The sequence below is a fragment of the Massilia sp. IC2-477 genome (assembly GCF_020707265.1).
Taxonomy (GTDB): Bacteria; Pseudomonadota; Gammaproteobacteria; order Burkholderiales; family Burkholderiaceae_D; genus Telluria.
In genome coordinates this window covers 1-24,912 of the sequence record NZ_JAJFEQ010000020.1, presented here as the reverse complement: position 1 = coordinate 24,912, position 24,912 = coordinate 1, and the positions used below count along the sequence as shown (strand labels likewise).

General features: G+C 62.7%; 18 protein-coding genes. 7 read left to right on the top strand and 11 right to left on the bottom strand.

All coding sequences use genetic code 11. The annotated features are described in order from the left end of the window. Positions 1–48: 48 nt before the first annotated feature. Together LK542_RS24175 and LK542_RS24170 are read right to left on the bottom strand one after the other, a co-directional pair. The gene (locus tag LK542_RS24175) at positions 49–555 is read right to left on the bottom strand and encodes a GNAT family N-acetyltransferase (protein ID WP_227799936.1); all 507 of its coding nucleotides are present in this window, start codon (positions 553–555) and stop codon (positions 49–51) included. Beyond that, complete coding sequence (locus LK542_RS24170; protein ID WP_227813915.1) at positions 552–2,171, bottom strand: methyl-accepting chemotaxis protein; 1,620 nt, start codon at positions 2,169–2,171, stop codon at positions 552–554. The genes LK542_RS24175 and LK542_RS24170 overlap by 4 nt, the downstream gene beginning before the upstream one ends. A 434-nt stretch (positions 2,172–2,605) precedes the next feature. Between LK542_RS24170 and LK542_RS24165 the strand changes: the two genes are divergently transcribed. Continuing rightward, positions 2,606–4,216 carry a diguanylate cyclase domain-containing protein gene (locus LK542_RS24165; protein ID WP_227813914.1) on the top strand — a complete coding sequence of 537 codons (1,611 nt, stop codon included), beginning with the start codon at positions 2,606–2,608 and terminating at the stop codon, positions 4,214–4,216. A gap of 72 nt (positions 4,217–4,288) precedes the next feature. Here LK542_RS24165 and LK542_RS24160 read toward each other — a convergent pair whose 3' ends face one another. From LK542_RS24160 to polA, 4 genes are all read right to left on the bottom strand, one after another. Next, entirely contained in the window at positions 4,289–7,852 is a 3,564-nt protein-coding gene (locus LK542_RS24160) for a pectinesterase family protein (RefSeq protein WP_227813913.1), read from the bottom strand. Positions 7,853–7,882: 30 nt separating this feature from the next. Continuing rightward, positions 7,883–8,473, bottom strand: coding sequence for a PEP-CTERM sorting domain-containing protein (locus LK542_RS24155; protein WP_227813912.1), 591 nt, complete (start codon positions 8,471–8,473; stop codon positions 7,883–7,885). Between the two features lie 238 nt (positions 8,474–8,711). Beyond that, a complete protein-coding gene (locus LK542_RS24150) occupies positions 8,712–9,785 on the bottom strand; it encodes a S41 family peptidase (RefSeq protein ID WP_227813911.1) in 1,074 nt (357 codons plus the stop codon). A gap of 103 nt (positions 9,786–9,888) precedes the next feature. Then, positions 9,889–12,663, bottom strand: a complete 2,775-nt coding sequence (polA, locus tag LK542_RS24145) for a DNA polymerase I (RefSeq protein WP_227813910.1) — start codon at positions 12,661–12,663, stop codon at positions 9,889–9,891. A 156-nt stretch (positions 12,664–12,819) separates the two neighbouring features. On the opposite strand from polA, the gene LK542_RS24140 reads away from it, so the two are divergent. The 3 genes from LK542_RS24140 to LK542_RS24130 are packed head-to-tail and all read left to right on the top strand — an operon-like array spanning position 12,820 to position 15,108. Next, positions 12,820–13,311, top strand: a complete 492-nt coding sequence (locus LK542_RS24140; RefSeq protein ID WP_227813909.1) for a hypothetical protein — start codon at positions 12,820–12,822, stop codon at positions 13,309–13,311. A gap of 58 nt (positions 13,312–13,369) precedes the next feature. Next, a complete protein-coding gene (locus LK542_RS24135; protein ID WP_227813908.1) occupies positions 13,370–14,329 on the top strand; it encodes a homoserine kinase in 960 nt (319 codons plus the stop codon). Beyond that, a complete protein-coding gene (locus LK542_RS24130; RefSeq protein ID WP_227799927.1) occupies positions 14,326–15,108 on the top strand; it encodes a BPSS1780 family membrane protein in 783 nt (260 codons plus the stop codon). Before LK542_RS24135 ends, LK542_RS24130 begins: the two co-directional genes overlap by 4 nt. Before the next feature lie 176 nt (positions 15,109–15,284). On the opposite strand, the gene LK542_RS24125 is transcribed toward LK542_RS24130, so the two are convergent. Then, the gene (locus LK542_RS24125) at positions 15,285–17,597 is read right to left on the bottom strand and encodes a UvrD-helicase domain-containing protein (RefSeq protein ID WP_227799926.1); all 2,313 of its coding nucleotides are present in this window, start codon (positions 17,595–17,597) and stop codon (positions 15,285–15,287) included. Positions 17,598–17,761: 164 nt separating this feature from the next. On the opposite strand from LK542_RS24125, the gene LK542_RS24120 reads away from it, so the two are divergent. After that, positions 17,762–18,265 (top strand): hemerythrin domain-containing protein, encoded by a 504-nt coding sequence (locus tag LK542_RS24120; RefSeq protein ID WP_227813907.1) that lies wholly within the window; start codon positions 17,762–17,764, stop codon positions 18,263–18,265. Between the two features lie 23 nt (positions 18,266–18,288). Here LK542_RS24120 and LK542_RS24115 read toward each other — a convergent pair whose 3' ends face one another. Further along, positions 18,289–18,693, bottom strand: coding sequence for a GFA family protein (locus tag LK542_RS24115; protein WP_227799924.1), 405 nt, complete (start codon positions 18,691–18,693; stop codon positions 18,289–18,291). A 222-nt stretch (positions 18,694–18,915) separates the two neighbouring features. Here LK542_RS24115 and LK542_RS24110 point away from each other — a divergent pair, with 222 nt between their 5' ends. Next, the gene (locus LK542_RS24110) at positions 18,916–19,464 is read left to right on the top strand and encodes an SRPBCC family protein (protein ID WP_227799923.1); all 549 of its coding nucleotides are present in this window, start codon (positions 18,916–18,918) and stop codon (positions 19,462–19,464) included. A 197-nt stretch (positions 19,465–19,661) separates the two neighbouring features. Here the strand turns inward: LK542_RS24110 and LK542_RS24105 are convergent, their stop codons facing one another. Both LK542_RS24105 and LK542_RS24100 read right to left on the bottom strand, forming a co-directional pair. Then, positions 19,662–21,476, bottom strand: coding sequence for a M56 family metallopeptidase (locus LK542_RS24105; RefSeq protein WP_227813906.1), 1,815 nt, complete (start codon positions 21,474–21,476; stop codon positions 19,662–19,664). Between the two features lie 250 nt (positions 21,477–21,726). Then, positions 21,727–22,833, bottom strand: coding sequence for an S-(hydroxymethyl)glutathione dehydrogenase/class III alcohol dehydrogenase (locus LK542_RS24100; RefSeq protein ID WP_227813905.1), 1,107 nt, complete (start codon positions 22,831–22,833; stop codon positions 21,727–21,729). Positions 22,834–23,190: 357 nt separating this feature from the next. Between LK542_RS24100 and LK542_RS24095 the strand changes: the two genes are divergently transcribed. After that, positions 23,191–24,753, top strand: a complete 1,563-nt coding sequence (locus LK542_RS24095; RefSeq protein WP_227813904.1) for a S8 family serine peptidase — start codon at positions 23,191–23,193, stop codon at positions 24,751–24,753. A gap of 66 nt (positions 24,754–24,819) precedes the next feature. Here LK542_RS24095 and LK542_RS24090 read toward each other — a convergent pair. Next, positions 24,820–24,912: IS3 family transposase (locus LK542_RS24090; protein ID WP_227801150.1), on the bottom strand; the 93-nt coding region annotated here is incomplete at its 5' end.

The following is a 24,912-nucleotide window of genomic DNA, read 5'->3' as shown; positions in this document are numbered from 1 at the left end:
ATTACGTTAACGCGGTTTTCGTAGGACTTGCGTGTGGATGACAGCCATCTAGCGCAAGGCTTTGGCCATGAACGCAACTCGCAAGGTGGCCCCGCTATGATGCTCATGGTCTTGTTCGCGTTCGAACGTGAACCCTGCTCTTTGAAAAAACCTGCGCGCGTTAAGCGAGGCATACGCGAAGAGATATTGAACGCCGTGTGAGGCTGCCATCTCGTCAAGGGAACGCATCAACGCCTGGCCGACGCCTCTGCCTTGATATAGCGGTTCGACAAAAAGTGACTCGATTTCGCCGTTGCTCATGTCCAGCATTGCATACCCCCACAGAACGCCATCCTGCTCCGCAATGACAGCGCCTCCTTTGGTCATCAGACCTGCAAAGCGTGTGGATGAGGGCGTCGCCCATGCTGCAAGTGCGTGTACAGGATAATGGGGAGTCCAGCTGCCCCAAATTGCCCGCTTTCGCAGTCGCCACATTTGAGCTTGAACGCTCGTCGATACTTGCTGAAGCTGATATACCCGGAACGAAGCGGAACCGTCGCTTGGCAGTTTTTTCATCGTGCCGGATATGCAGGCTGCGTGGAGTCGCCGAGCGCCAAGGCAAGGTGTGACGGCTTGCCATGCAGCCCCGACGTCTGATGCAGCTTGAACGTGCTTACCGTCTCTGCCAACGTGGCCGCCTCTTTACGCAGAGACTCGGCCGCGGCGGCAGCCTCTTCGACTTGGGCCGCGTTCTGTTGGGTGACCTGTTCAAGGCTCGAGACAGCAATATTTACCTGTTCAATACCGGATGCCTGCTCGGCGCTGGCAACTGCAATCGCTTTTACGGTTGACGAGACCCTCAGGATATTGTCGACTACCTGGCGTATTGCCTCACCTGCATCCTGCGCCAGTTCGGTGCCTTCATTAATGGTATGAACAGAGCTGTCGATCAGAACCTTGATTTCTTTTGCAGCTGACGCTGCTCCCTTCGCCAAGTTCCTGACCTCATCGGCAACGACAGCGAAGCCTCGTCCTTGCTCGCCAGCCCGCGCTGCCTCGACGGCAGCATTCAGAGCAAGGATATTTGTTTGAAACGCGATCCCCTCAATGACACCGATGATTTCCTCGATCTTTCGAGCCGCCCCTGAAATCTTGACCATGGTTGTGACAACCTGATCCACGATCGTGCTGCCATGCGCTGCGGAATCGGTCGCAGACGAAGCCAGATCATCAGCGAGCTGGGCGCTCCTGGCATTGTCTTTAATGGTGCTAGCTAGCTGATCAGTACTGGCAGCTGTCTGTTCGAGTGCACATGCTTGCTGTTCAGTTCGGCTAGACAGATCCGTATTTCCATTCGAGATCTCAATGGCCGCTACGCTCACATTTTCGGCGCCAACGCGGACTTTGCTGACAATCTCTCGAAGGCCATTGTTCATTTGTCCGAGTGCGGCCAGCAACTCGCCAGTCTCATCACGTGTTGTGGACGTGATGCAGCTGGTCAGATCCTTGGCCGCGACAGTCCGCGCCACATCCACCGCAGCGGTGATTGGCTTCGTGATCGATCGTGAAATTACTACTGCCGTAATAATGCCGAACGTCACCGCTACAGACGTCAGCGTACCGAGGATCCATAGATCGTTAGCGTAAGCAGCTTCGGCAGCCTTGAAGGATTCCGACGTGAGCTTCTCCTGCAGCGCCGAGTTTTCGTGCAGCACGTCTTGCAGAGCCTGGGTAGCCGGCCCGGCCACGCGCAGCAAATGGACCACCGCCGCTTCGTCTTCATTCGACCTCGCCATCGCGAGCACCCGATCGTTTTGCACTCGTGCCAGGGCGAGGGCTGTCTTGATCCGGGTGCGAATCTCCTGGCCCAAATTACTTGTTGGAAGCGAGTACAGCATTGCCGCCGCCTCATCGTATCGAGCGCGCGCTTCCTCGAGCTTCCTGCTTTCCACCGATATCAGCTCGGGATCATCCAGGAGGGTAATGGTTCGCATCACTCGGGACTGGATATGGATGGATTCAGACATCTGCGTTACCAGCCTGGTTTTCTGGTTATTCGAAACAACAACCTCACGCAACTTGGATTCAAGTTCCTTCAATTCGTAAATGCTTGTGGTTGCAATGACCAGGATAAGTGCGATCAAAATGAAAAAAACCAGCGCCAGCCGCGAACGGATTTTAAGGTTACCCATGAATTCTTTTTAGATGGAAATGCGAAGGCTCACGTCAATGAACGGAACTGGCGCAGTCAATAGGGGAGTTATAGACAGAATGACGGCGACGAAAGGAGTGCGCAGCGCCCTGAACCATAAATATTTACAGCCGAGATTCTGATTGAAAACGCTGGATGAGATGTAGCGATTATGTATGTCGATGTAATGATATGTACTCCCCCCACGCATGGGGGTAGATACAAATTTGCATTAAATATGTACAAATTGAGCGGTAGAATTACGCTCCGAAAACAAACGAATAACCAAAGTTTTGGAACCGATTCCAAAAACTTATAGCTGGTGTTGATGGCCTGTTAGCCTGGACCATACTTTTAGCGGAATGGTGCATATTAAGTCTCTACATGTCGTGGAGGTCCTCAATAAGAAGCGCAAGTACAACTGATAGGAAGTGAATGCAGTTAATTAAAATATTGCCACGGACTTTGAAGGGGCGGTTGATCGCCACAGTTATATCCTTGGTGGCACTGGCTTGCCTTGTGACGACAGCTATTGCTCTCGAAATCGCGTATCAGGAAATGCAGCAGTCTACCGGGCGTCAGCAATACGCCCTCCTGACGAGTGCAGCGCTGCATCTTGAATCAGAACTCGACGCAAAACGTGCTTTACTGGAAACGATTGCAGAAGAGATTTCGGCGCAACAGATCCAGGACCCTTTGAGCCTGCAAAAGCTGTTAAGTCAGCACCCACGGCTTGCTACAGCGTTCCTCGATGTCATCGCATTAAATGGATCCGGCCAAATCACTGGCGATTTGAAGGAGACAAGCGATGTTGTCCGGTCCCAGTTTACAGAAAAGAATTATTTAGAGGCTACTCTCCAGAAGCAGCGAGGCATATTATCCGAGCCGATTATTAGCAGCTTGACTGGTAGAGCGATCGTGTTGATTACCCATCCAGTCCGCGATTCAAAAGGAAAAATTGTCCTCGTATTAGCAGGAGGAATCGACATGGAAGATCCGGACTTTTTCGGACATATTGCGCGCCTGCGCCCGAACGCCACGGGATACATTTTCGCCTTGACTCGAAAAGGCATGATATTGAATCACCCCAATCGCCAATTATTGGCCCGTAATATTGGTAATCAATATCCATTAGACATTGACAGAAAGAAGCACCCCTTCTATGGATGGGAAGGCTGGACCCTGGCAGAAGATGACACTGAAAAATCGACAATACTCACATTTAAGCAGGTCAGGGGGCCTCAATGGATCTTGGGTTCCTCGTTTCCTGGAGAAGAGGCGTTTGCTGGGATTGAGAAGGCTCGCAGATATGCGTGGGCGTGCGCTCTGGCGGTCGCCCTTCTCGCTGGCCTGATCGGATGGGCCATGATGATCGTGTTGCTCAAGCCCCTTAGAACGCTGCGCAGGCATGTGATCGCTGTAGAACGTAATGGAGCTGACATCGAAGTCCTCGACATTAGCCGGAAAGACGAGATCGGTGCGCTGGGACGGGCTTTTCATTCGCTGTCTGTCAAACGACTCGAGGCGGAGAAGAAACTGGAGAGAATCAGCCAAACTGATGTCTTAACGGGACTGGGAAACCGCCGTCAATTTACTCAACAGGTTGACGCAATTGTCGAGCGCGCAGGCCTGTGCTGTCAGGGGCTGAGCGTTATCTTTCTAGATGTGGACAAATTCAAGGAAATTAACGACGTGTACGGACACGCTACGGGTGACATGGTACTTGCGGAATTTGCTCGCCGTTTGCTCTCGGCAGTTCGGCCTACCGATCGGGTTTATCGCTACGCTGGGGACGAGTTCGTTATCGTTTCAGAGGGCATGAGCTCCACCGAGAGGGCCAGGCAGTTTGCTATGCGCATTCTTGAGCGGATACGGGAACCTTTCGAATCGAATCAAGGCACATTGCATGTCACGACAAGTATTGGTGTTGCTGTCGCCCGTTTCCCCATCCCTCCCGTCGATTTCATGATGCAAAGCGCAGATGCTGCTCTCTACAAAACAAAGCGTAGCGGACGGGATGCATGCACGATTGAACTTGTGAATTAGTACATCAACGCACCGGTGTCCCTGAGAAGAGACACCGGTGCTTGATCACGTCGATGCTATCGCATCCTTACATTACGGCTGCGGATTCCACCCCGCTCCGTTGCCATACCCCGCAAACACCTTCTCGCGCGTGGCGAAGCGGTTCGCCACATCGGTCTCGCTCAGGATGTAGCCGCCGACCCGCGCCGCCAGGTTGAGCGGATTGCCGGCCATGTCGGTGCTGCCGTACTCGCGCCAGCCCGCATCCGCGCGTGCGACTGTCGGGTTCGGCGCCGGCTGGCCGTTCACGCCCTGCCCTGCCCAGCCGCTTGGCGCCACATGGGTATCCATCCTGGTGTTGATGAAGGCGATGTTGTCCCAGGTGGCGGTGCCGCCCGGGCTGCGCGCCAGGTAGGTGGCGCCGTTCGGCACGTCGCCGCGCAGCGGTCCCGGGCCGGGGCCGTGGGTCAGTGCGCTGTTGAGGAACACGTAGCCGATGTCGGCGGCGGCCGGCACCCGCGCCTGCAGCACGTAGCCGCCGCTGCTGGCGTTGGCGCTGTCGCCCACCGAGCGGATCTCGCTTTCCTCGAACAGGGCGGCGCGGCTGCTGCCCCAGATGAAGTCCACGTTGCCCTCGACCAGGGTGCGGTAGAACCAGGACCAGCCCTTCAGGTTGAGCGTGTCCTGCTCGCTGTAGAAGCTGGCGTTCTTCGCCACCAGGCGGCCGTCGCTGTTGAAGTAGATGGTCTCGGCCTGGCCCGAGATGCTGCTCGAGCGGATGGTCGTGTTCTTCAGGCTCAGGGTGTCGAGGCTGAGCATGTCCGAGGCTTCCACCAGCATCACGGCGCGTCCGCCCGAGGGCGAACCGGCCGCGCTACCGGACTGGCTGCTGCCCGTGCCCGGATTCAGGGTCTCGTTGTTGGTATACGAGATCATCACGCCGTCGCGGCTTTCCCCCTTGATGCTGAGGTTGTCCTTGCCGTTCAGGTAGAGCAGCTCCTCGTAGCGGCCATTGCGAATGTTGATGGTGACCGGATCTGCTTTCGCGAAGCGCTGCATGGCATGGTTGAGCGCGCCCTGCACGGTGCGGAAGTCGGCTTCGCCATCGTCGTCCACCATCAGCGTACCGCCCGTCGGTGCACTGGCTTTTGTGCTGAAGGTCCAGCCGGCTGCCTTGCCGAGGCCCACGAAAGGCGTGCCGCCCAGGCTCGTATTCGTGAACACGCCATCGGCGATCGCCACGTAGTACTCGGTGCCGTAGGCCAGCCTGTTACTGTGCGGCTTGATGGTCACGGTGTTACCGACGATCCTGATCGGGGCCGTGTTCACCTTGCGCACCAGCGCCTGGCCTTCGTAGCCGAGGGCGTCGGTTTCGTCCCGCACGCGGATGACGTCGACCAGCGCATCATCGACCTTGCGGAAGATGCGGATGCTGCCGCTCGTGCCCAGGGTCGGCGGCTTGTCGAACACCAGCTTGAGCGAGGTGTCGACGTGCGCGGATGCCTCCAGCGGCGCCGGGAAGCTGGCGCCCTGCATCGCATAGGTCTGCGTCGGCTGCACGAACTGCGGTGCGATGGTCGCCGTGATCGTGCGCGTGACCGCAGGTTCGGACGCGCTGCGGAACACGATGTCGGCCTTGCCCGCACCGACCGCATTCAGGCTCACGGTATTGCCTTCGGTCGTCACTGCCACCACCGCCGGATTGCTCGATGTGACGCTGAAGCTATCCGGCTGGTTGTCGCTGGTAATCGCCGTCACCTTCACCTGGTAGGGTGCGTCGCCGACCTCCGCCGAGTAGGCCTGGCCGGCAGGATCGATGTTCAGCTGCACCGGTTTCATGCGCGGGTCGCCCACGCGCACGTCGTCGATCATGAAGGTCTTGTTGGCCGTGTACAGGCCGATCAGTCCACGCTGTGTAAACGCCGTGTCCGTGACCGAGCCGAGGTTGCGGCCGTCGAGATAGACCGTCAGGGTGCTGCCGATCATCTCGAAGCGCACGGTATAGAAGGCGGCATCCATCTCGATCGGGGTGCGCACCTGGCGCGGCCGGCTCAGCGAGTTGTTCAGCATCTTGGCGATTTCCACCTGGGTGCTGGCGGTGCTGCTCTGCACGTTCAGACCGGCGCCGTACCAGTTGGACGCGTTGACGTAGCGCGTGACGAGGTAGAGCAGCTTGTTGCCCGTGGTGCCGTTGGTCATTGGACGGATGCGCGCTTCGACGTAGTAGTCGCCGGATGGCACACCACCGAAGGCGCCTGGCTTGACCAGGGCGAGCACGCCACCGGTGCTGGCGGCCGTGTACTGCAGCACCTTGTTGTCGCCGCCGACCACTTCCGATTTCACGCTGAAGCTGCCGTTCGGGCCCGTCACCGGGAGCAGGTCCCACTTGGCGCTGCTGCCGTCCTGGAAGTCGTCGCAGAAGTACAGGCCGGTCGCCGGGCACACCAGGGTCGGGCTCTGGTCGATGGTGACCTTGCCGGTGCCGCTGATCGCCGTGCCGATCTTGCCGGCCCCGGCCTGGGTCAGCGCATTGGATTTCACCAGCGCCGCCGGACGCGGGGTGAAGGCATACGGCGGGGTCCAGGTGACATCGTTCGATACCGAGCAGGCGCCAAGTGGGGCGCCGTTGAGCAGCGAACCGGCGTCCTTGAAGAAGCCGGGATTGGTGCTGCTCATGTTGGTCACCACCTGGTCGCATCGCTGCGCGCCGGCGATCTCGAACACGTTATTGGCGGACAGGATCTTGGCCGCCTTGCCCGCGGCGACGCTGACGCTGTGCGCGTAGGGCGAGGCGGTCTTGCTGCCGACGAAGTAGTTATTGAAGACGTGGACCTGGCCAAAGCGCACGCGCGGCGCGCGCTGGACGATGTCGCGGTACACGTTGTTGCTGAAGGTGACCCGCAGCTTGCCTTCGTCGGCGGTGGCCGAATCGCTGCCGCCGACCAGGGTGTTCTTGTCGTGCTGGCCGAAGACGTTGTACGACACGGTCACGTAGTCGGATGCATTGGTGATGTCGAGCGCGCCGTCGTGGCACTGCTTCTTCTTGCCGTTCTCGATCGGCAGGAAGTTGTCGGTCAGCGGCACATCGGTGAAGGTGACGTGGTCGACCCACACGTGGTGCGAGCCGGAGACGCCGATTGCATCGAAGGCTGAATTCCAGTTGCCGGTCGAGCCGTCGGTAGGGTCCCAGACCGGTTCGACGTCGCAGGGCGCCACGATCTTGAGGTTGCGGATGATGACTTGCGAGACGTTCGACACCAGCACGGTGCCGTTGATGATGCCGGCATTGGCGTCGGCGCCGATCAGGGTGGTGTTGCTCCTCAATCGGATCGACCCGCGCGCCGACTGGTCCGCGGTGCTCGTATAGGGCTTCCCCTCGGTCATGTCGATGGTGCCGACCAGCTTGATGATCTTCGGGTTGTCGGCGCCGTTGGCGAGTGCGGCCAGCAGCTCCGAGCGCTTGGTGACGGTGTAGATGTTGTCGGTGGTGGCGGCCGCACCGCCATTGGTGCCGCCGGCCTGGCTGGCCCAGCCGTCTAGTGGCGCGACCTGGCGCGCTGGGTCAATGGTGGCGGTGGCGGCGCTGGCCGGCAGGCCGAACACGGCCGCCAGCAAGGCAGCGGCGCATGCCGATGCCTTGAAACCTGGATGTTTCATGTGAACCTCCTGGAACAGGATGGAATGGGATTAGCGTTGTGCCCTGCTCTTGCGGCGCCGGGCCAGGGCCAGGCCGGTGAGGCCGGCCAGGGCCAGGCCGACGCTGCCCGGCTCCGGCACCGCCGCGGCAGTGCCGATCTGCGCCGAGAACATGGCGTAGGTGTCGTTCCAGGTGACTGAAGACAGATCGATCGCAATGCTGGTCCCGCTCAGCACCGACAGCGTCGGCAGGCCGCCGATGGCGCCGGCGTCCAGCAGCGTGAAGCTGCCGATTTCCTGTGCCAGGCTGGCGCCGAAGTCGAAGACCAGGCGATACTGGCCCGCCTCCACGCTCGGCTGGTTGAGGTAGACGTCCAGCCGTCCGCCGGGTGTGAAATCGAAGCCGAACAGCCCGTCAGCCGTCAGGAATTCGAGGTCGGGATAGCCGGCGGGATCGATTGCGGAGGTGTTGCTGCCCGGCTCAGGCTGGAACAGGTGATCGAGTCCCAGCACGCCGTCGGCCGAGCCGTTATAGGTCGCGGTAACCGTGCCGCCTTGCAGGGAAATCGGCGCCGCGCCCGCCTGGGTTGCCGTGAGTGCCGCAGCCAATACCAGTGTCTCCAATATGATTTTTGTTTTCATTTCTTGGTCCTGATCGGTGTTGAGAAGGAAGTGCCAGCTGCCGAACTCGTCAGTGGTGCTGAAAGGTTAGCACGGATGCATCACATTTGGTCTGTCCATTTGCATATTTGGTCTGGCCGAAATATATGGATTGGTAAACCGTGGATGGCACGAGACAATTAGTTTCCGATCAGAAAAAAGCCCGGGTCTTGCCATCGCAATTCCCGGGCTTTCGCCAAGCATCGTTGTGAAAATCAGCTCATCGGCATGCTGCGGTCGCGTTCACATGGCCCAGCTCTGCAATGCGCTGCGTCAGCTGGCGGAGCCTCTCGCTGTCCTGTTCGGATGCGGCCCATTTGCTCAGGATCGCCAGCTGCGCCGTTCGCAAGGCGTCCGCAGCACACACCTTGACGTCAGGCGTGACGCCGACGCCTTCCCAATTCGCCTTGGTGATCGGGCTGCTCAGGCGGCTCAGCGGAATGAATGCGACGAAGTGCGGCATCAAGGGGATGTCCTTGCCGGCATTGGCGCCGCCGCCCGTGGTCTCGCCCACGATGGTGGCGCGCTTCAGGTTCTTGAGGGCATAGGCAAAATCTTCCGCCGCCGAAAAGCTGTCCTTGCTGGTGAGGATGAATACCTCCTTCTTCTGGCCGTAGCGCAGCCCGGGCACCACGTCCAGGCTCCAGCGCTGCTCGAGGCGATTGCCTTCGCGGAGGTAGAAGTCGCTCAGATGGGTGCGCCCGTCCAGCAGGTAGCTCGCCAGCAGGGTCGAGGTGGCGGCGTCACCCCCGCCGTTGTTGCGCAGGTCGATGATCAGGGCGTCGGTATAAGCAAGCGCCGTCATGGCGGCGGCCAGGGTGTCGGCCGCGTGAGCGGCGGACATGAAGCCGTCCAGCTCCAGCACACCGATGTTCAGGGGCAGGCGCTCGATCTTCTGCACACCGAAGTTATTCGAGCGCATCCAGGCCAGGCGTCGCGCACTGTCTTCCGGCGACGGCGCGACATGACTTTGCTGTGTGGGGAGCGGGTCGTCGCTGTAGCTCACGCGCAGGTGCCGGTCGCCGGACGCGGCCTGCATCTCGCGGCTCAAGGCTTCCGACAGCTGCCGCGCATCGGCGGCGCCGTCGTAGGCGCCCCGCTGCTGCTGCGCGCGCAGCGCCGCAGCGACCTTGCCGGCCACGTCGGGGAAGACGTAGCGCTGGTCGACCTCTTTTGCCAGGGTGTCCACCAGCTGCTGGCGGCTGGCGGGGGTCATGCGGACTTCGGCCGACGCCGGCAGGCTGAGCAGGTTGGCGGCAAGAAGGAGACCCGCCAGGACGCGCAATGCTTTCATGTTTTCCTTAGTGAGGGCTGACAGGCGGTCCTGCCACCGACTCAATCTAAGGAAAGATTGCAAATTTTCAAGCCGCGCCCGGCGATTTACTCGCTGCGCATACTCAATGCGCCCGCTCCCAGTTCGGTCCAACGCCCGTCTCCGCCACCAACGGCACGTTCAGCTTCGCAACGCCCGCCATCAGCTCGGGCAGCTTGACGCGCACCAGTTCCAGCTCGGCTTCCGGCACTTCCAGCACCAGTTCGTCGTGCACCTGCATGATCATGCGGGTCGCCAGCTTGTCGGTCTCCAGCCACTCCTGCACGGCGATCATGGCCAGCTTGATCAGGTCAGCCGCCGTGCCCTGCATCGGCGCATTGATCGCCGCGCGTTCGGCGCCGGCGCGGCGCGGGCCGTTCGGGGAGTTGATCTCGGGGAGCCACAGGCGGCGGCCGAACACGGTCTCCACGTAGCCGCGCGCCTTGGCCTGCAGGCGGGTCTCGTCCATGTACTGCTTGACGCCGGCGAAGCGGGCGAAATAGCGGTCGATGTAGCTCGAGGCCGCAGAACGCTCGATGCCCAGGTTCTGGGCCAGGCCGAAGGCGCTCATGCCGTAGATCAGGCCGAAGTTGATCACCTTCGCATAGCGGCGCTGCTCGCTCTGCACTTCTTCCGGCGCGATGCCGAAGATCTCGGCGGCGGTAGCGCGGTGGATGTCCTCGCCTTCCGCAAAGGCCTTGAGCATCGCCGGGTCGCCCGAGATATGCGCCATGATGCGCAGCTCGATCTGCGAATAGTCGGCCGAGACGATCACGCTGCCCGGCGGCGCAATGAAGGCTTCGCGGATGCGGCGTCCTTCGGCGGTGCGCACCGGGATGTTCTGCAGGTTCGGTTCGTTCGAGGACAGGCGGCCGGTGATCGCCACCGCCTGCGCATAGTTGGTGTGCACGCGGCCGGTCTTCGGGTTGACCATCTTCGGCAGCTTGTCGGTGTAGGTCGACTTCAGCTTGGACATGCCGCGGTATTCGAGCAGGATCTTCGGCAGCGGATAGTCTTCGGCCAACTTTTGCAGCACCTCTTCGTCGGTCGAGGGCGCGCCGGTGGCGGTCTTCTTGATCACCGGGAGACCGAGTTTGCCAAAGAAGATTTCGCCGATCTGCTTGGGCGAACCCAGGTTGAAGGGACCGCCGGCCAGTTCATAGGCCTGCTGCTCCAGCTCCAGCATGCGCGCACCCAGCTCGGACGACTGCACCTCGAGCAGCGCCGCGTCGATCAGGACGCCGTTGCGCTCGATCTTCTGCAGCACTTCCATGGTCGGCATCTCGATGTTGCGGTAGATGTAGGTCAGGCCCTTGTCGGTTTCGACGTGCGGCAGCATGGTCTGGTGCAGGCGCAGGGTGATGTCGGAATCCTCGGCCGCGTACTCGGTGGCGCGGTTCAATTCGACCTGGTCGAAGCAGATCATGCTGGCGCCCTTGCCGCACACGTCGACAAAGGGAATCGTGGTGTAGCCGAGATGGCGCATCGCCATGGTGTCCATGTCGTGCGGCTTGTGCGACTCGAACACGTAGGACTGCAGCAGGGTGTCGTGCACGATCCCGGCCAGCTTCACCCCGTGGTTCTCGAAGATGTGCATGTCGTACTTCAGGTTCTGGCCCAGCTTGGGCTTGGCCGGATTCTCCAGCCAGGAACGCATGCGCTCGAGCACGTGCTCGCGCCCGAGCTGGTCGGGCGCGCCGGCGTAGCGGTGCGCCAGCGGGATGTAGGCGCCCTTGCCTGCTTCGACCGACAGCGAGATGCCGACCATCTCCGCCGTCATCGGGTCGAGCGAGGTGGTTTCGGTATCGACCGAAGTCAGCTCGGCCGCATCGACCAGCGCCAGCCACTTGTCGAGCTGCTCCTCGGTGAGCACGGTCTCGTACTCGCCTTTGATGATGGGCATGCCCGGCAGGGTGCCGGACGCGCCTTCGGGGGAGTTGAGCGGCGCGCCGCCAGGGCCGGCGCCGCGCGCTGGTGCCACTGCGCCATCGGCACGGCCGCCACCGCCCAGGTCGCGCAGCATGGTCTTGAAGCCGTAGCGCTGGAAGAACTCGCGCAGGGCTTCGGCGTCTTCTGGACGGCCGACCAGGGTTTCCTCGAACGAGACCACGTGGTTGACCAGGTCGCAGTCGGTTTTCACGGTGATCAGTTCGCGGCCCTTGGGCAGCCACTCGAGCGCCGCGCGCAGGTTCTCGCCGACCGCGCCGGTGATCGCGTGGGCGTTCTCGACCACGCCGTCGAGCGAACCGTGCAGGGTCAGCCACTTGACGGCGGTCTTGGGGCCGCACTTGTTCACGCCGGGGACGTTGTCGACGGTGTCGCCGATCAGGGTCAGGTAATCGATGATGCGGTTCGGCGGCACGCCGAACTTGGCAATCACGCCGGCTTCGTCGAGCTTCTCGTTGCTCATGGTATTGATGAGCATGACCTTGTCGTTGACCAGCTGGGCCAGGTCCTTGTCGCCGGTCGAGATCACGGTTTTCATGCCGCGCGCGGCCGCCTGCACCGCGAGGGTGCCGATCACGTCGTCGGCCTCGACGCCGTCGACCATCAGGATCGGCCAGCCGAGGTGGCGCACCACTTCGTGGATCGGTTCGATCTGCTTGCCCAGGTCTTCCGGCATGGAGGCGCGGGTGGCCTTGTATTCCGGGTAGAGGTCGTCGCGGAAGGTCTTGCCCTTGGCGTCGAACACGCAGGCGATGTAGGCCGCCGGGTAGTCGGCGCGCAGGCGGCGCAGCATATTGACCATCCCGTGCATGGCGCCGGTCGGGAAACCGTCCGCGCTGCGCAGGTCGGGCAGCGCGTGGTAGGCGCGGTAGAGATAGCTGGAACCGTCAACGAGCAGCAGGGTATTTTCCATAGGGGGCGCAGAAGCAAACAAGGCAGACAAAGTGTCCAGCATTATCGCAGATTCGGTACCAGGGGACGGCAGGCGCGGCGGTTCAAACTCTGCACACTTTTCACAGGGAAGCGTGTCTGTTTGTTACAATGAACTAAACGACACAAGGTGACCATCATGTTGCGCACATCTTCCCGCCTGAAACTTCTGACGTTGTGCCTGCTCGCGCACGCCGGCCTGGCCGCGGCGCAGACCCAACAGCAGGCGCCGGCCCAGCAGGCGCGCCCCAGCCAGGCGCCGCCGCAGCTCGAGCGTATCGAGCCGGGTAGCGACGTGCCGACCACCACCATCCCGCCACGCGAGCGCACCCGCATCACCGAAAAGCGCGGCAACGATGGCTCGGTTACCGAAGTGGAAGTGCAAAGCGGCAAGAGCCGCTACATCATGAAACCCAATGTTGCACCTGGTAACGCCCAACCCGGCGACGCCCAGAGCAACTCGATCCGCGCCCCACAATGGCAGGTCATGGAATTCGACTTCGGCAACCCGAAAAAGCAGGCGGCCGATCCGGCTACCGCGGCCCCTTCGCCGGCTCCCGCCAAGGCGGGCGTGCCTGCGCGCGCCGATGCGCCGCCTCCGCCACGGCTGGAACCTGTCGAGAAAAAATAATCCTGGCGCTGCCGTCGCGATGGCCACGGCAGCCGACCCTCACCTTTGTTGCTAGCACATGGCAGTTTTCACCGCGGTCTCGCTGGACGACCTTTCCCAGTGGATCAAGCAGTTCCCCCTCGGCCGCGCGCTCGCGCTTGACGGCATTTCTTCCGGCATCGACAACAGCAATTTCTTCCTCACAACAGAGCGTGGGGAATTCGTGCTCACCATCTTCGAAAACCTCGGTTTCGAGCAGCTGCCCTTTTACGTGCAGCTGATGCGCCACCTGGCCGGGCGCGGCATACCCGTGCCGGCGCCGGTACCGACCATCGAAGGCGAACTGGTGGTCGCACTGCACGGCAAGCCGGCCATCATCGTCAGCCGCCTCTCCGGCGCTTCCCAGCTCGATCCGCAACCTGTCCACTGCGCCGAAGTCGGCACCATGCTGGCGCGCATGCACCTGGCCGGGCAGGCCTTTCCGCTGGTGCAGCCCAACCTGCGCGGCCTCGACTGGATCCGCGCCACCGCGCCCACGGTGCTGCCGCTCATCTCGGAACCCGAAGCCGCGCTGCTGCGCAGCGAGGTGGCCTACCAGGGCGAGTTCGCTGCCGGCGCCACCTATGCCGCCTTGCAGCGCGGCCCGGTGCACGCCGACCTGTTCCGCAACAACGTGATGTTCGAGGGCGAACGCCTGACCGGCTGCTTCGACTTTTACTTTGCCGGCGTCGATACCTGGCTGTTCGACGTCGCCGTCACGGTCAACGACTGGTGCGTGGACCTGGCCACCGGCGAACTGGATGAAGCCCGCGTGCGCGCCCTGCTCGCCGCCTACCACGCCGTGCGCCCGTTCACGGCGGAAGAACAGGGCGCCTGGCTGCCGATGCTACGCGCCGGCGCCCTGCGCTTCTGGCTGTCGCGCCTGTACGATCTGCATATCCCGCGTGCGGCAGAACTGCTCACGCCCCACGACCCGACCCACTTCGAACGCATCCTGCGCGCGCGCATCGAGCGCGGCGCCCCTGACCTCCCCACATGAACTCTATCCCTGCAATCACCGGCTGGCACTGGCTCAAGCAAGGCGCCGGCCTGTTCCGCAAACAACCGGCCGCGCTGACCACGCTGCTGTTCGCGAACATCCTGATCAGCATCGGCATCAGCGCCGTACCCCTGCTCGGGCCAATGATCGCGGTGATCTTGATTCCTTCGTTCTCGATGGCCTTCATGAAGGCTTGCCTGATGATCGAGAACGGCGAGCGCGTCACGCCCCCGGTCCTGCTGACCGGTTTTCGCAAGCCGGTGCTGCCGGACCTGTGCAAGGTCGGCCTGATCTACCTGGGCGTGTCGCTGCTGATGGCGCTCCTGATGCGCTTCGTGGTCGATCCGGGATTCTGGGAACAGATGGCGCGCCAGGGCCGCGAAGGCGGCCAGCCGCAGGTGGCCCCGGGCGACGTGCTGGGCGTGATGGCGGTGTTCGGGCTGGACGTGATCATCCTGATGTCGCTGTGCTTCGCCGCGCCGCTGACCTACTGGCAGAAGATGAGCGCGGGGAAGGCGACCTTCTACAGCTTCTTCGCCGTGGTGCGCAGCGCGCGCGTGTTCATCGTGCTGCTGCTGGCCTGGTTCGCGATCTTCATCGGCATCACCAGCGTGATCACCATGCTGCTGGGCCCATCGAGCATGACGCGCGTGGTCTTGATGTGGCTGATCTTCCTGTTCGTGCTGCTGCTGCAGTGCGCGATGTATGCGGGGTACCGGCAGATTTTCGGGAAGCCGGTGGATAGTGCGCCGGCTGGGACGGTCAACCTCAGCAAGTAGCACGAGCCCGTTATTTTGTTGGCTTCAAAACGTCATTCCCGCGAAGGCGGGAATCATGCCACTGGCATGATTCCCTCCAAGTTTGCTGGCGTTTCGGTAACGCGAGCAAAATTGGATCCCGGCCTTCGCCGGGATGACGGTTTACAGGCTAACGCAGAGAATAACGAATTAGCGGCTCAGCGGCCGACGCGTTCGAGCTTCGCCACCGACAAATCCAGCACCTTCATCCCCGCCGCGCCGAAGTTGATCTGGGCGCGCGCCGCCCCTGCCCCACCCTCGATATTCACGATCACGCCCTCGCCGAACTTGGCGTGCGCCACCGTTTCGCCCACGCGCCAGCCGGAGCCGTTGCCGGACTTCTGGGTGATCTGCTGGGCGATGCGGTTGTCCGAACCCTCGCGGAAGTTGGCGTCATCCCAGGCCGTGGTCTGCTTGCGGCCGGCGAACCAGTTGGTCTGCACGCGCGGCGACAGCCACTTGATCGACTCGTCGGGCAGTTCGTCGAAGAAGCGCGACTTCATGTTGAAGCGCGTCTGGCCGTGCAGCATGCGCTGCTGGGTAAAACTCATATATAGACGCTTGCGGGCGCGCGTGATCGCCACGTACATCAGGCGCCGTTCTTCGTCGACGCCATCGAGCTCGCGCGCGCTGCTCTCGTGCGGGAACAGGCCTTCTTCCAGGCCGGTGATGAAGACCGCGTCGAATTCCAGGCCCTTGGCCGAGTGCACCGTCATCAGCTGCAGGGCATCCTGCCCGGCCTGTGCCTGGGCGTCGCCCGCTTCCAGCGAAGCATGGGTGAGGAAGGCCGACAGCGGCGACATCACGCTCGCCAGCGGCGCATCCGAGTCGAGGATCTCGATGCCGTCCTGGTTGACGATCGCCTCGCCCGCTTGCGGCAAGGCTTGCGGCCCGAGGTGGGCCGGGGCGCCCTGGCCGAAGCCTTCTTCCTGCACGAACTGGGTGGCGGCGTTGACCATCTGCTCCAGGTTCTCGATGCGGTCGGCGCCTTCTTTTTCGTTCTGGTAGTGCTGCAGCAGGGTGCTGCGCTCGAGCACCACGCGCACCAGTTCCGGCAGCGGCAGCTGCTGGGTCTCGAAGCGCACCGATTCGATCAGCTTCACAAAAGCGCCCAGCGAGCTGCCGGCCTTGCCGGTCATGTAGGGCACCGCCGCGTACAGCGAGATGCCGTATGAATCGGCCGCCATCTGCAGCTGCTCGATCGAGCGCGCGCCGATGCCGCGCGTCGGGAAGTTCACCACGCGCAGGAAGGCCGAATCGTTGTGCGGGTTGTCCATCAGTTGCAGATAAGCGATGGCGTGCTTGACCTCGGCGCGCTGGAAGTAGCGCAGGCCGCCGTACACGGTGTAGGGCAGGCCGGCTGCGAACAGCGCGTGTTCGATCACGCGGCTCTGCGCGTTGGAGCGGTACAGGATCGCGATCTCGCTGCGCGACAGGCCGTCCTTCATCAGGCTCTTGGCTTCCTCGATGATCCACTGCGCCTCTTCCAGGTCGCTCGCCGCCTCGTACACGCGCACCTGCTCGCCCTGCCCCGCGTCGGTCCGCAGGTTCTTGCCCAGGCGCTTGGTGTTGTTGGCGATGAGGTAGTTGGCCGAGTCGAGGATGTGGCCGAAGGAGCGGTAGTTCTGCTCCAGCTTGATCAGGTTCTTGACGCGGAATTCGCGCTCGAAGGCCTGCATGTTGCCGACGTTGGCGCCGCGGAAGGCGTAGATGCTCTGGTCGTCGTCGCCGACCGCGAAGATGGCGCCGCCGCCGTCCTCGTCGTGGCCGGCCAGGAGCTTCAGCAGGTTGTACTGCAGATCATTGGTGTCCTGGAATTCGTCGACCAGGATGTGGCGGAAGCGCATCTGGTAGTGGTGGCGCAGCGGGCCATTACGGGCCAGCAGTTCGTACGAGCGCAGCAGCAGCTCGGCGAAATCGACCACACCCTCGCGCTGGCACTGGCCCTCGTACAGCTCGTAGAGCTCGATCATGCGGCGCTCGATCGGGTCGTTCGGCTCGAGCCGGTTGGCGCGCAGGCCCTGCTCCTTGGCGTTGTTGATGAAGTACATCAGCGCCTTGGCCGGGTATTTTTCGTCGTCCACATTGTGCGCCTTCAGCATGCGCTTGATGAGCGACAGCTGGTCTTGCGAATCGAGGATCTGGAAGGCTTGCGGCAGCGCGGCATCCTTGTAGTGGGTGCGCAGCAAGCGGTTGCACAGGCCGTGGAAGGTGCCGATCCACATGCCGCGCGTATTAATCGGGAGCATGGAGGACAGGCGGGTCAGCATCTCCTTTGCCGCCTTGTTCGTGAAGGTCACGGCCATGATGCCGGCAGGCGACACCTGCCCCGTCTGGATCAGCCAGGCGATGCGGGTCGTCAGCACGCGCGTCTTGCCGGAACCGGCGCCGGCCAGGATCAGCGCGCTCTGCGACGGCAGGGTGACGGCGGCGAGCTGTTCAGGATTGAGGTTATGGAGGAGATTCTGCATCCGGCCATTATAACGCCGCGATTACTGTATGCCCATCCAGCTGTGCAACAGTCGCGACAGTCCCACATTGGCCATTGACCTTCGCCGCATCCGCGCTAGGCTGGAAGACCAGGGTGGCGGCAGGACGCCGTCGCCACATCGACAACGACGAATCGGAGGGTGAGATGGCTATTGATAAAGATCCCGGCAAGGGTGCGTTCCCGGTCGACCGACCGACCGAGGCCCTGAAACGCGACCACGACATGGTGCGCGCGCTGAGCGACAGGTACCTGAACGGCGACAGCCAGGAAGTCAAGGTCCAGGCCGGCAAGCAGATCCTGCAGGCCCTGCACATGCATTCGCGGATCGAGGAATCCGTGTTCTACCCGGCGGTGCGCTGCATCGACGAGGCGCTGGTCAGGGGTTTCGAGCGGGACCACGACAAGGTCGACAACCTGCTGGCGACGCTGGACGGCATGTCGCTCGCGGATGCCCACAGCGACGCCCTGATGCGCGAACTGATCAGCGCGGTGACGGCGCACATCCAGGAAGAGGAAAACCAGCTGTTCCCGCGCATCGAAGGCTCCGGCGTGGACATGACGTCGGTCGGGCTGGAGATGCAGTCGTTTGAGGCCAACATGGTGCACACGCAGGCCCAGATGAGCGACCAGGGAAGGATGCGGCGCTGAGTCCCCGGCCGCCTAACGCGGCGTCAGCGGCCTGCCGACCTGGTGCTCGGGTATTCCGGCAGGCCGTCGTGCAAGTCCATCCAGCGCAGGCGGCTGCGCACGAAGGTGTGGTCGCCCGGCGGGACCGTGTTCGGGTCGTCGAGGCTGGCACTTGTGATGTCGAGCTCTTCCGGCCAGCGCGCGTCCTCGAAGGTGAGCGTGGTGCCGCATTGTGGGCAAAAGCCGCGCAGTACGTGCTCGCTGGATGCGAAGCGCTGTGGATCTCCTTTTGTGTAGCGGAAATCGGCGCGGCGCGCACTGAACCAGGCCAGCGCGGGCGCGCCGGAGATCCTGCGGCAATCGGTGCAATGGCACAGCGTACTGTTGAAAATTTCTCCTGTAACGGTGTAGCGAACTGCACCGCAGAAACAGCCTCCCTGTAGGTTCATCTTGGTCTCCTTTCTGGCAACCAACAACTGACTCAACAGTATAAGCGGCCCATCCTTTCGCGCGCCGCCCGATTGTCTTTTCGCTTATTTTATTTGGAGATTCGCGACAGATCGCGTGGCCCGCAGGACCGTTCCGTTCGAAGCCATCGTTTGCGCGTGCCATGTCTCGGGCCAGACTGTGTGGGCATGTGCAAGGGCTTACCAGACCAAAGGAGAATTCTTATGCTGAACCGCGTAGTTACCGTTGCCGCGCTTGCCGTCGGCGGCATGATGCTGTCCAAAAAACTCAAATCGAACCGCCAGGGCTTTGGCGCCAGCTCGTCCGTGACGGAAACGATCGAGATCAACGTCCCGGTCAAGACCGCGTACAACCAGTGGACGCAGTTCGAGGACTTCCCTCAGTTCATGAAGAGCGTGAAGGAAATCCGCCAGCTCGACGACAAGCACCTGCACTGGCGCGCCAACGTGGCGGGCGAAGAGAAAGAGTGGGATGTCGAAATTACTGAACAGATCCCGGACAAGCGCATCGCATGGCGCAGCATCACCGGCGTGAAGAACGGCGGCGTTGCTGACTTCCACAAGATCTCGGACACCTGCTGCCGCGTCACGGTCCAGATGGACTATACGCCGGACGGCGCCCTCGAAGCCATCGGCGACGCCATGGGCGCCGTGCGCATGGAACTGCGCGGCAACCTGCAGAACTTCAAGGAACTGCTCGAGAAGCGTGGCTCGGAAACCGGCGCATGGCGCGGCCAGATCAAGCAACATTAAGAGCCTGTGAAAAATCCCTCCATGGCTGCGTTGCATCGTCTCGCCGTACTAACGTACTGTCTTCGACAATGCGCCTTGCCCTGGAGGTTTTTTCACACGCTCTAACGCCCCGGAGTTTGACCATCCGGTAAAAAAGGCCTGCCGCGACAACCGGCAGGCCTTTTTTTGCCTCGAGCTGGCTGCCCCGCAGGCGGGGATCAGCCCGCCTGCGGCACCGGCTTCGCCAGTCCCTTTTCGCGCGCCTCGCGGATCAGGGCGCGGACGGTCTGGTCGGCCGTCTTGCTCTCGCGCTCCATCTCCTTGCCGAGCACACCCATCTTCTTGCCGAGCGCATCCATCGGCTTGCCTGCCTCGCCCATCCGGCGGCCGATCTGGTCCATCGACTTCTGCGCCTGGCGCATGCCCGGCTCGTCGTGCAGGGCACCCATCTCGCTGCCCGCTACCGACATCTGCTGGCCGAGCTCGCTCATGCGGCGCTGGATGCGCTCACGCTCCTTGATGCTGTCGGTCGCCGCCATCTGCTCGCCCAGCTTGCCCATCTCGTCGCCCAGGGCCTTCATGCGGCCTTCGATGGCGCGCAACTTTGTCTCGTCCGGCTTGAAGCCGCTTGCCGCGGTGTCCATTTCCTTGCCCAGCGCATCCATCTTCTTGCCGTGCACGTCCATTTCCTTGCCGAGCACGTCCATCTGTGCGCCCAGCTTGTTCATCGGCGCCCAGGCTGCATCGACCTTGGCCAGCACAGCGGGATCCTGGATGTAGTACGCCTGGCCGCCTTCGCGGAACCACAGGAAGTCGCCGCCAATGCGGCGCCTGGCGTCCTTGATATCGTCCCAGTCGTCGCTGCTGCCGCTCATGGTCGTGTTCTTGTCGTTGGCGCGGACGACGGCGTAGGGATCTTCCCTGCCCTCCTTGCGGACCACGCGGCGTGGCGCCGGCGCCGGATCGGGACGGGCGTTCGGCGTGGCCTGGTGCGCGGGGGCCGGCTGCTCCGCGGCGGCCTGCACCGGGGCCGACCAGGAATAGAAGGCGGCGGCGGTGGCCAGGCCCAGGATCGGCAGGGCGAGTTTCCAGTTCAGCGGTTCGGCTTCCGGACGAACCAGGCGTTTGATGCGGGACATAAGCTTTCCTCCATGTGCTGCTTGGGCAAGTTGCGGGGTGAACTGGAACAGGTCCAGTTCGGACAATGCAAGTGCCAGGCGCCGCGGTTCGCCGAGCTTGCTTGCGGCTACATCATCTGCAATCTGTTCGCGCTCTTCGCGGATCCGGTTCGACAGCCACCACACGGCCGGGTGGTAGAACAGCAGGATCTCGATCGCGCTCTGGATCAAATTCACTACGTAATCGCAACGGCGCACATGGGCCAGCTCGTGCGCCAGCAGCGCTTCCAGCAGCTGGGGCGGCATGCCCGACACGAGCGCCGCCGGCACCAGCACCACCGGACGCCACCAGCCGGCCGTCACGGGGCTCGTCAAATCGTCGACCAGGCCCAGCGTGACGCGGCGGGCGATGCCCATGCCGCGCGCCAGCGCATCCAGCCGCGCCTGCCACACCGGGTCCACCCGGTACTGGCCGGGACGGCTGCGCCGGCGCACCCAGGCCAGACCGAGCACCATGCGCAGCGCCAGCATCCCGGCGCCGAGCGACCAGCACAGCACCACCAGGGGCAGGCGCTGCTCCAGCGCCGTCTCCCAGCCGGCGAAGCGGCCGGCGTCGATCGTCATCGCCGGCAGCGCAGGGAGGGTGCCGCTTACCTGCCCCGTCACGGTCACGGGCAGCATGGTCGTCACGGCGCCGGCATTTGCATCCAGTACGCGCTGCACGGTGCCGGCCACGGGCAGGGCCGCGCACAGGAGCAGCGCGGCGCAGGCCACCAGGTAGCGCGCCTGCGGACTCGCCTTGCGCATCAGCGCCAGCAGCAGCGCCGCGGCCCAGCCGACCAGCAGCCCCTGCCACAGGAAGTCGATCAGGGCCCAGGCCAGGGCCGGTGCAGCAGTGTCCAGCAGCGCGTTCATCGGGTCTCCATTTGGTGTGCTCCAGCTCCACCGTTGGCAACTAGATTAAAAGTTCTAGATAATTTTGTCTAGAACTTTTTTTCTACTTTGCGGCGAACGGGGCTGGCGATGGGAGCACTGTAGGCGCGCGTGGCGCGCCAGGCCAGCCCGGTGCGACAGGCGGCACGATCGGCGGTACAGAATGAAAAACGCGGCCCGGAGGCCGCGTGGAGGAATCCATCGGGCGGACCGTGGCGGCCCGCCTGGCAAATCAGAAGACGACGACCGAGCGGATCGACTCGCCCGACTTCATCAGGTCGAAGCCTTCGTTGATGCGCTCGAGCGGCAGGTGGTGGGTGATCAGGTCGTCGATGTTGATCTTGTTTTCCATGTACCAGTCGACGATCTTCGGCACGTCGGTGCGTCCGCGCGCGCCGCCGAAAGCGGAGCCCTTCCATACGCGGCCCGTCACCAGCTGGAACGGACGGGTCGAGATTTCCTGGCCGGCCGCCGCCACGCCGATGATGATCGACTGGCCCCAACCCTTGTGGCAGCACTCCAGCGCCTGGCGCATGGTGGTGACGTTGCCGACGCATTCGAAGCTGTAGTCGGCGCCGCCGTCGGTCAGCTGGACGATGCTGTCGACCACGTTTTCCACCTTGGTCGGGTTGATGAAGTGGGTCATGCCGAACTTGCGCGCCATCGCTTCGCGTTCCGGGTTCAGGTCGACGCCGATGATCTTGTCGGCGCCCACCATCCTGGCGGCCTGGATCACGTTCAGGCCGATGCCGCCCAGGCCGAACACGACCACGTTGGCGCCCGCCTCCACCTTGGCGGTAAAGATCACGGCGCCGATGCCGGTGGTGACGCCGCAGCCGATGTAGCAGATCTTGTCGAAGGGCGCGTCCGAACGCACCTTGGCCAGCGCGATCTCCGGCACCACGATGTAGTTCGAGAAGGTCGAGGTGCCCATGTAGTGGTAGAGCGGCTTGCCGTCCAGCGAGAAGCGCGAGGTCGCGTCGGGCATCAGGCCGCGGCCCTGCGTCGAGCGGATCGCCTGGCACAGATTGGTTTTCTGCGACAGGCAGAACTTGCACTGGCGGCACTCCGGCGTGTAGAGCGGGATTACGTGGTCGTCCTTGCGCAGGCTCGTTACGCCCGGACCGACGTCGACCACCACGCCCGCGCCTTCATGCCCGAGGATGGCGGGGAACAGGCCTTCCGGATCGGCGCCGGACAAGGTGTAGTAATCGGTGTGGCAAATGCCGGTTGCCTTCACCTCGACGAGCACCTCGCCCGCCTTCGGGCCTTCGAGCTCGACTTCCTCGATCGTGAGCGGATGGCCCGCCTTCCATGCAACTGCAGCCTTGGTCTTCATGTTCTCCCTTCCAGAATGGCGCGCGGCGCTGCAGTGCTTGCAACGCCGTCAAGTCTGGAATGATAACAAGGAGTGCGCTCGCGCGTTGCGCGCGTCTGCATTTGGGAAGAGAAGCAGGAATCTCATGACGCCGACGGTGGACGTTTGGTTCAAAACATATCACGCCGCCAGAGCCGCGGCGTTAAGAACACGTTAGCAAACCCAGCTTGAAAAAAATTTCCCACGTACAGTTGAATTCGACGTGCATATATTGATGCGTTTGAAATACACTAAATTTACCGCCTACAAGGCGGGCCATAAGCGCACAAGGCCTACAGAGCCGAGGCGCAATAACTAGTTTTCACACGGAGAATAGTAATGGTAGACAAAAACACTCGCGCATCCTCCCTTCGAATCGGCCTGGCAGCCCTGGTCGCAGCCGGCGTGTTCGGCAACGCCCAGGCTGCGGCGCCGGACACTACCCGCGTCATCGTCGCCTTCAAACCGGGCACCGCCGCCAAGGTCAAGTCGCTGGTCGCCTCCTCGAAGGGCGCGGTGAAGCATGACATCTTCGGCATGAACGCCATGGCCATCGAGGTCCCGGCGGTCGCGCTGAAGGGGCTGGAGAACAATCCGAACGTCGAATACATCGAAGAGGATGTCATCCGCAAGCCCTTCGCCCTCACCTCCCCGTCAACCGGCACCCCTTACCTGTCGGGCCAGCTGGTCCCGTATGGCATCAAGCAGGTGCAGGCCGACCTGCTGTCGGACAGCGCCGCCGGCAACCGCAAGGTCTGCATCATCGACTCGGGCTACGACCGCAACCACGAAGACCTGTCCGCCAACAACGTGACCGGCGAATACGATGCCGGCACCGGCTGGTGGTACACCGACGAGAACCACCACGGCACCCACGTGGCCGGCACCATCGCCGCCATCAACAACAGCGGCACCGGCGTGGTCGGCGTCAACGCGAACAAGACCCTCAAGCTGCACATCGTGAAGGTGTTCGGCAAGGACGGCTGGGCCTACTCCTCCACCCTGGCCTCGGCCGCCAACAAGTGTGGCGCTGCAGGCGCGAATGTGGTCAGCATGTCGCTGGGCGGCGGCCGCAAGAGCGTGACCGAGCAGAAGGCCTTCGATACCCTGTATGTAAACGGCGTGCTGAACATCGCCGCCGCCGGCAACGACGGCAACACCGTGGTCTCCTACCCGGCCGGCTACACCAGCGTGGTGATGGTCGGCGCGGTCGACGAGAACAAGGCCTGGGCCACCTTCTCGCAGTACAACAGCAAGGTCGAACTTGCCGGCCCCGGCGTGGGCGTCCTGTCGACCGTCCCGATGGGCGGCGGCCAGGAAGCCGTCCTGACGGTGGGCAGCTCCACCTATGCCCCGGGTGCGATGGAAGGCTCGCCGGTCAAGGTTGCCACCGCCCCGCTGGCCGACTTCGGCATCGGCGACAAGGTCAACACCGCCGTGTCGGGCAAGGTCTGCCTGATCCAGCGCGGCACCGTGGACTTCGCGGTCAAGGTCAGCAACTGCCAGAACAGCGGCGGCGTCGGCGCGGTCGTGTACAACAACGTGGCCGGCTCCTTCGGCGGCACGCTCGGCACCACCGTGACCAGCATCCCGTCGGTCACCGCCACCGATGTGGAAGGCGCCGCGATGAAGGGCCAGCTGGGCCAGAGCGCGACGGTCGGCATCAAGGCCAGCAACTACGCCTACTTCGACGGCACCTCGATGGCGACCCCGCACGTGTCCGCGGTCGCCGCCCTGGTGTGGAGCTACTTCCCGACCTGTACCGCGGCCCAGATGCGCGCTTCGCTCACCAAGAGCGCGCTCGACCTGGGTACCGCCGGCCGCGACACCAAGTACGGCTTCGGCCTGGTCCAGGCCAAGGCCGCGCGCGACCGCATCGCTTCGCTGGGCTGCGGTAACTAAAGCTTGCGCCGCACATGAAAAGGGACACCTTCTGAACTGACCCCGTAAAGTTGGACGGTTAGTTTGCTAAGCGGCCAAGGCCTGAGTCCTGTACTGAACGGGGCTCAGGCCTTTTAATTTGAGCTTGATGCGGTCGTTATTGTAATAGTGGATGTAGTC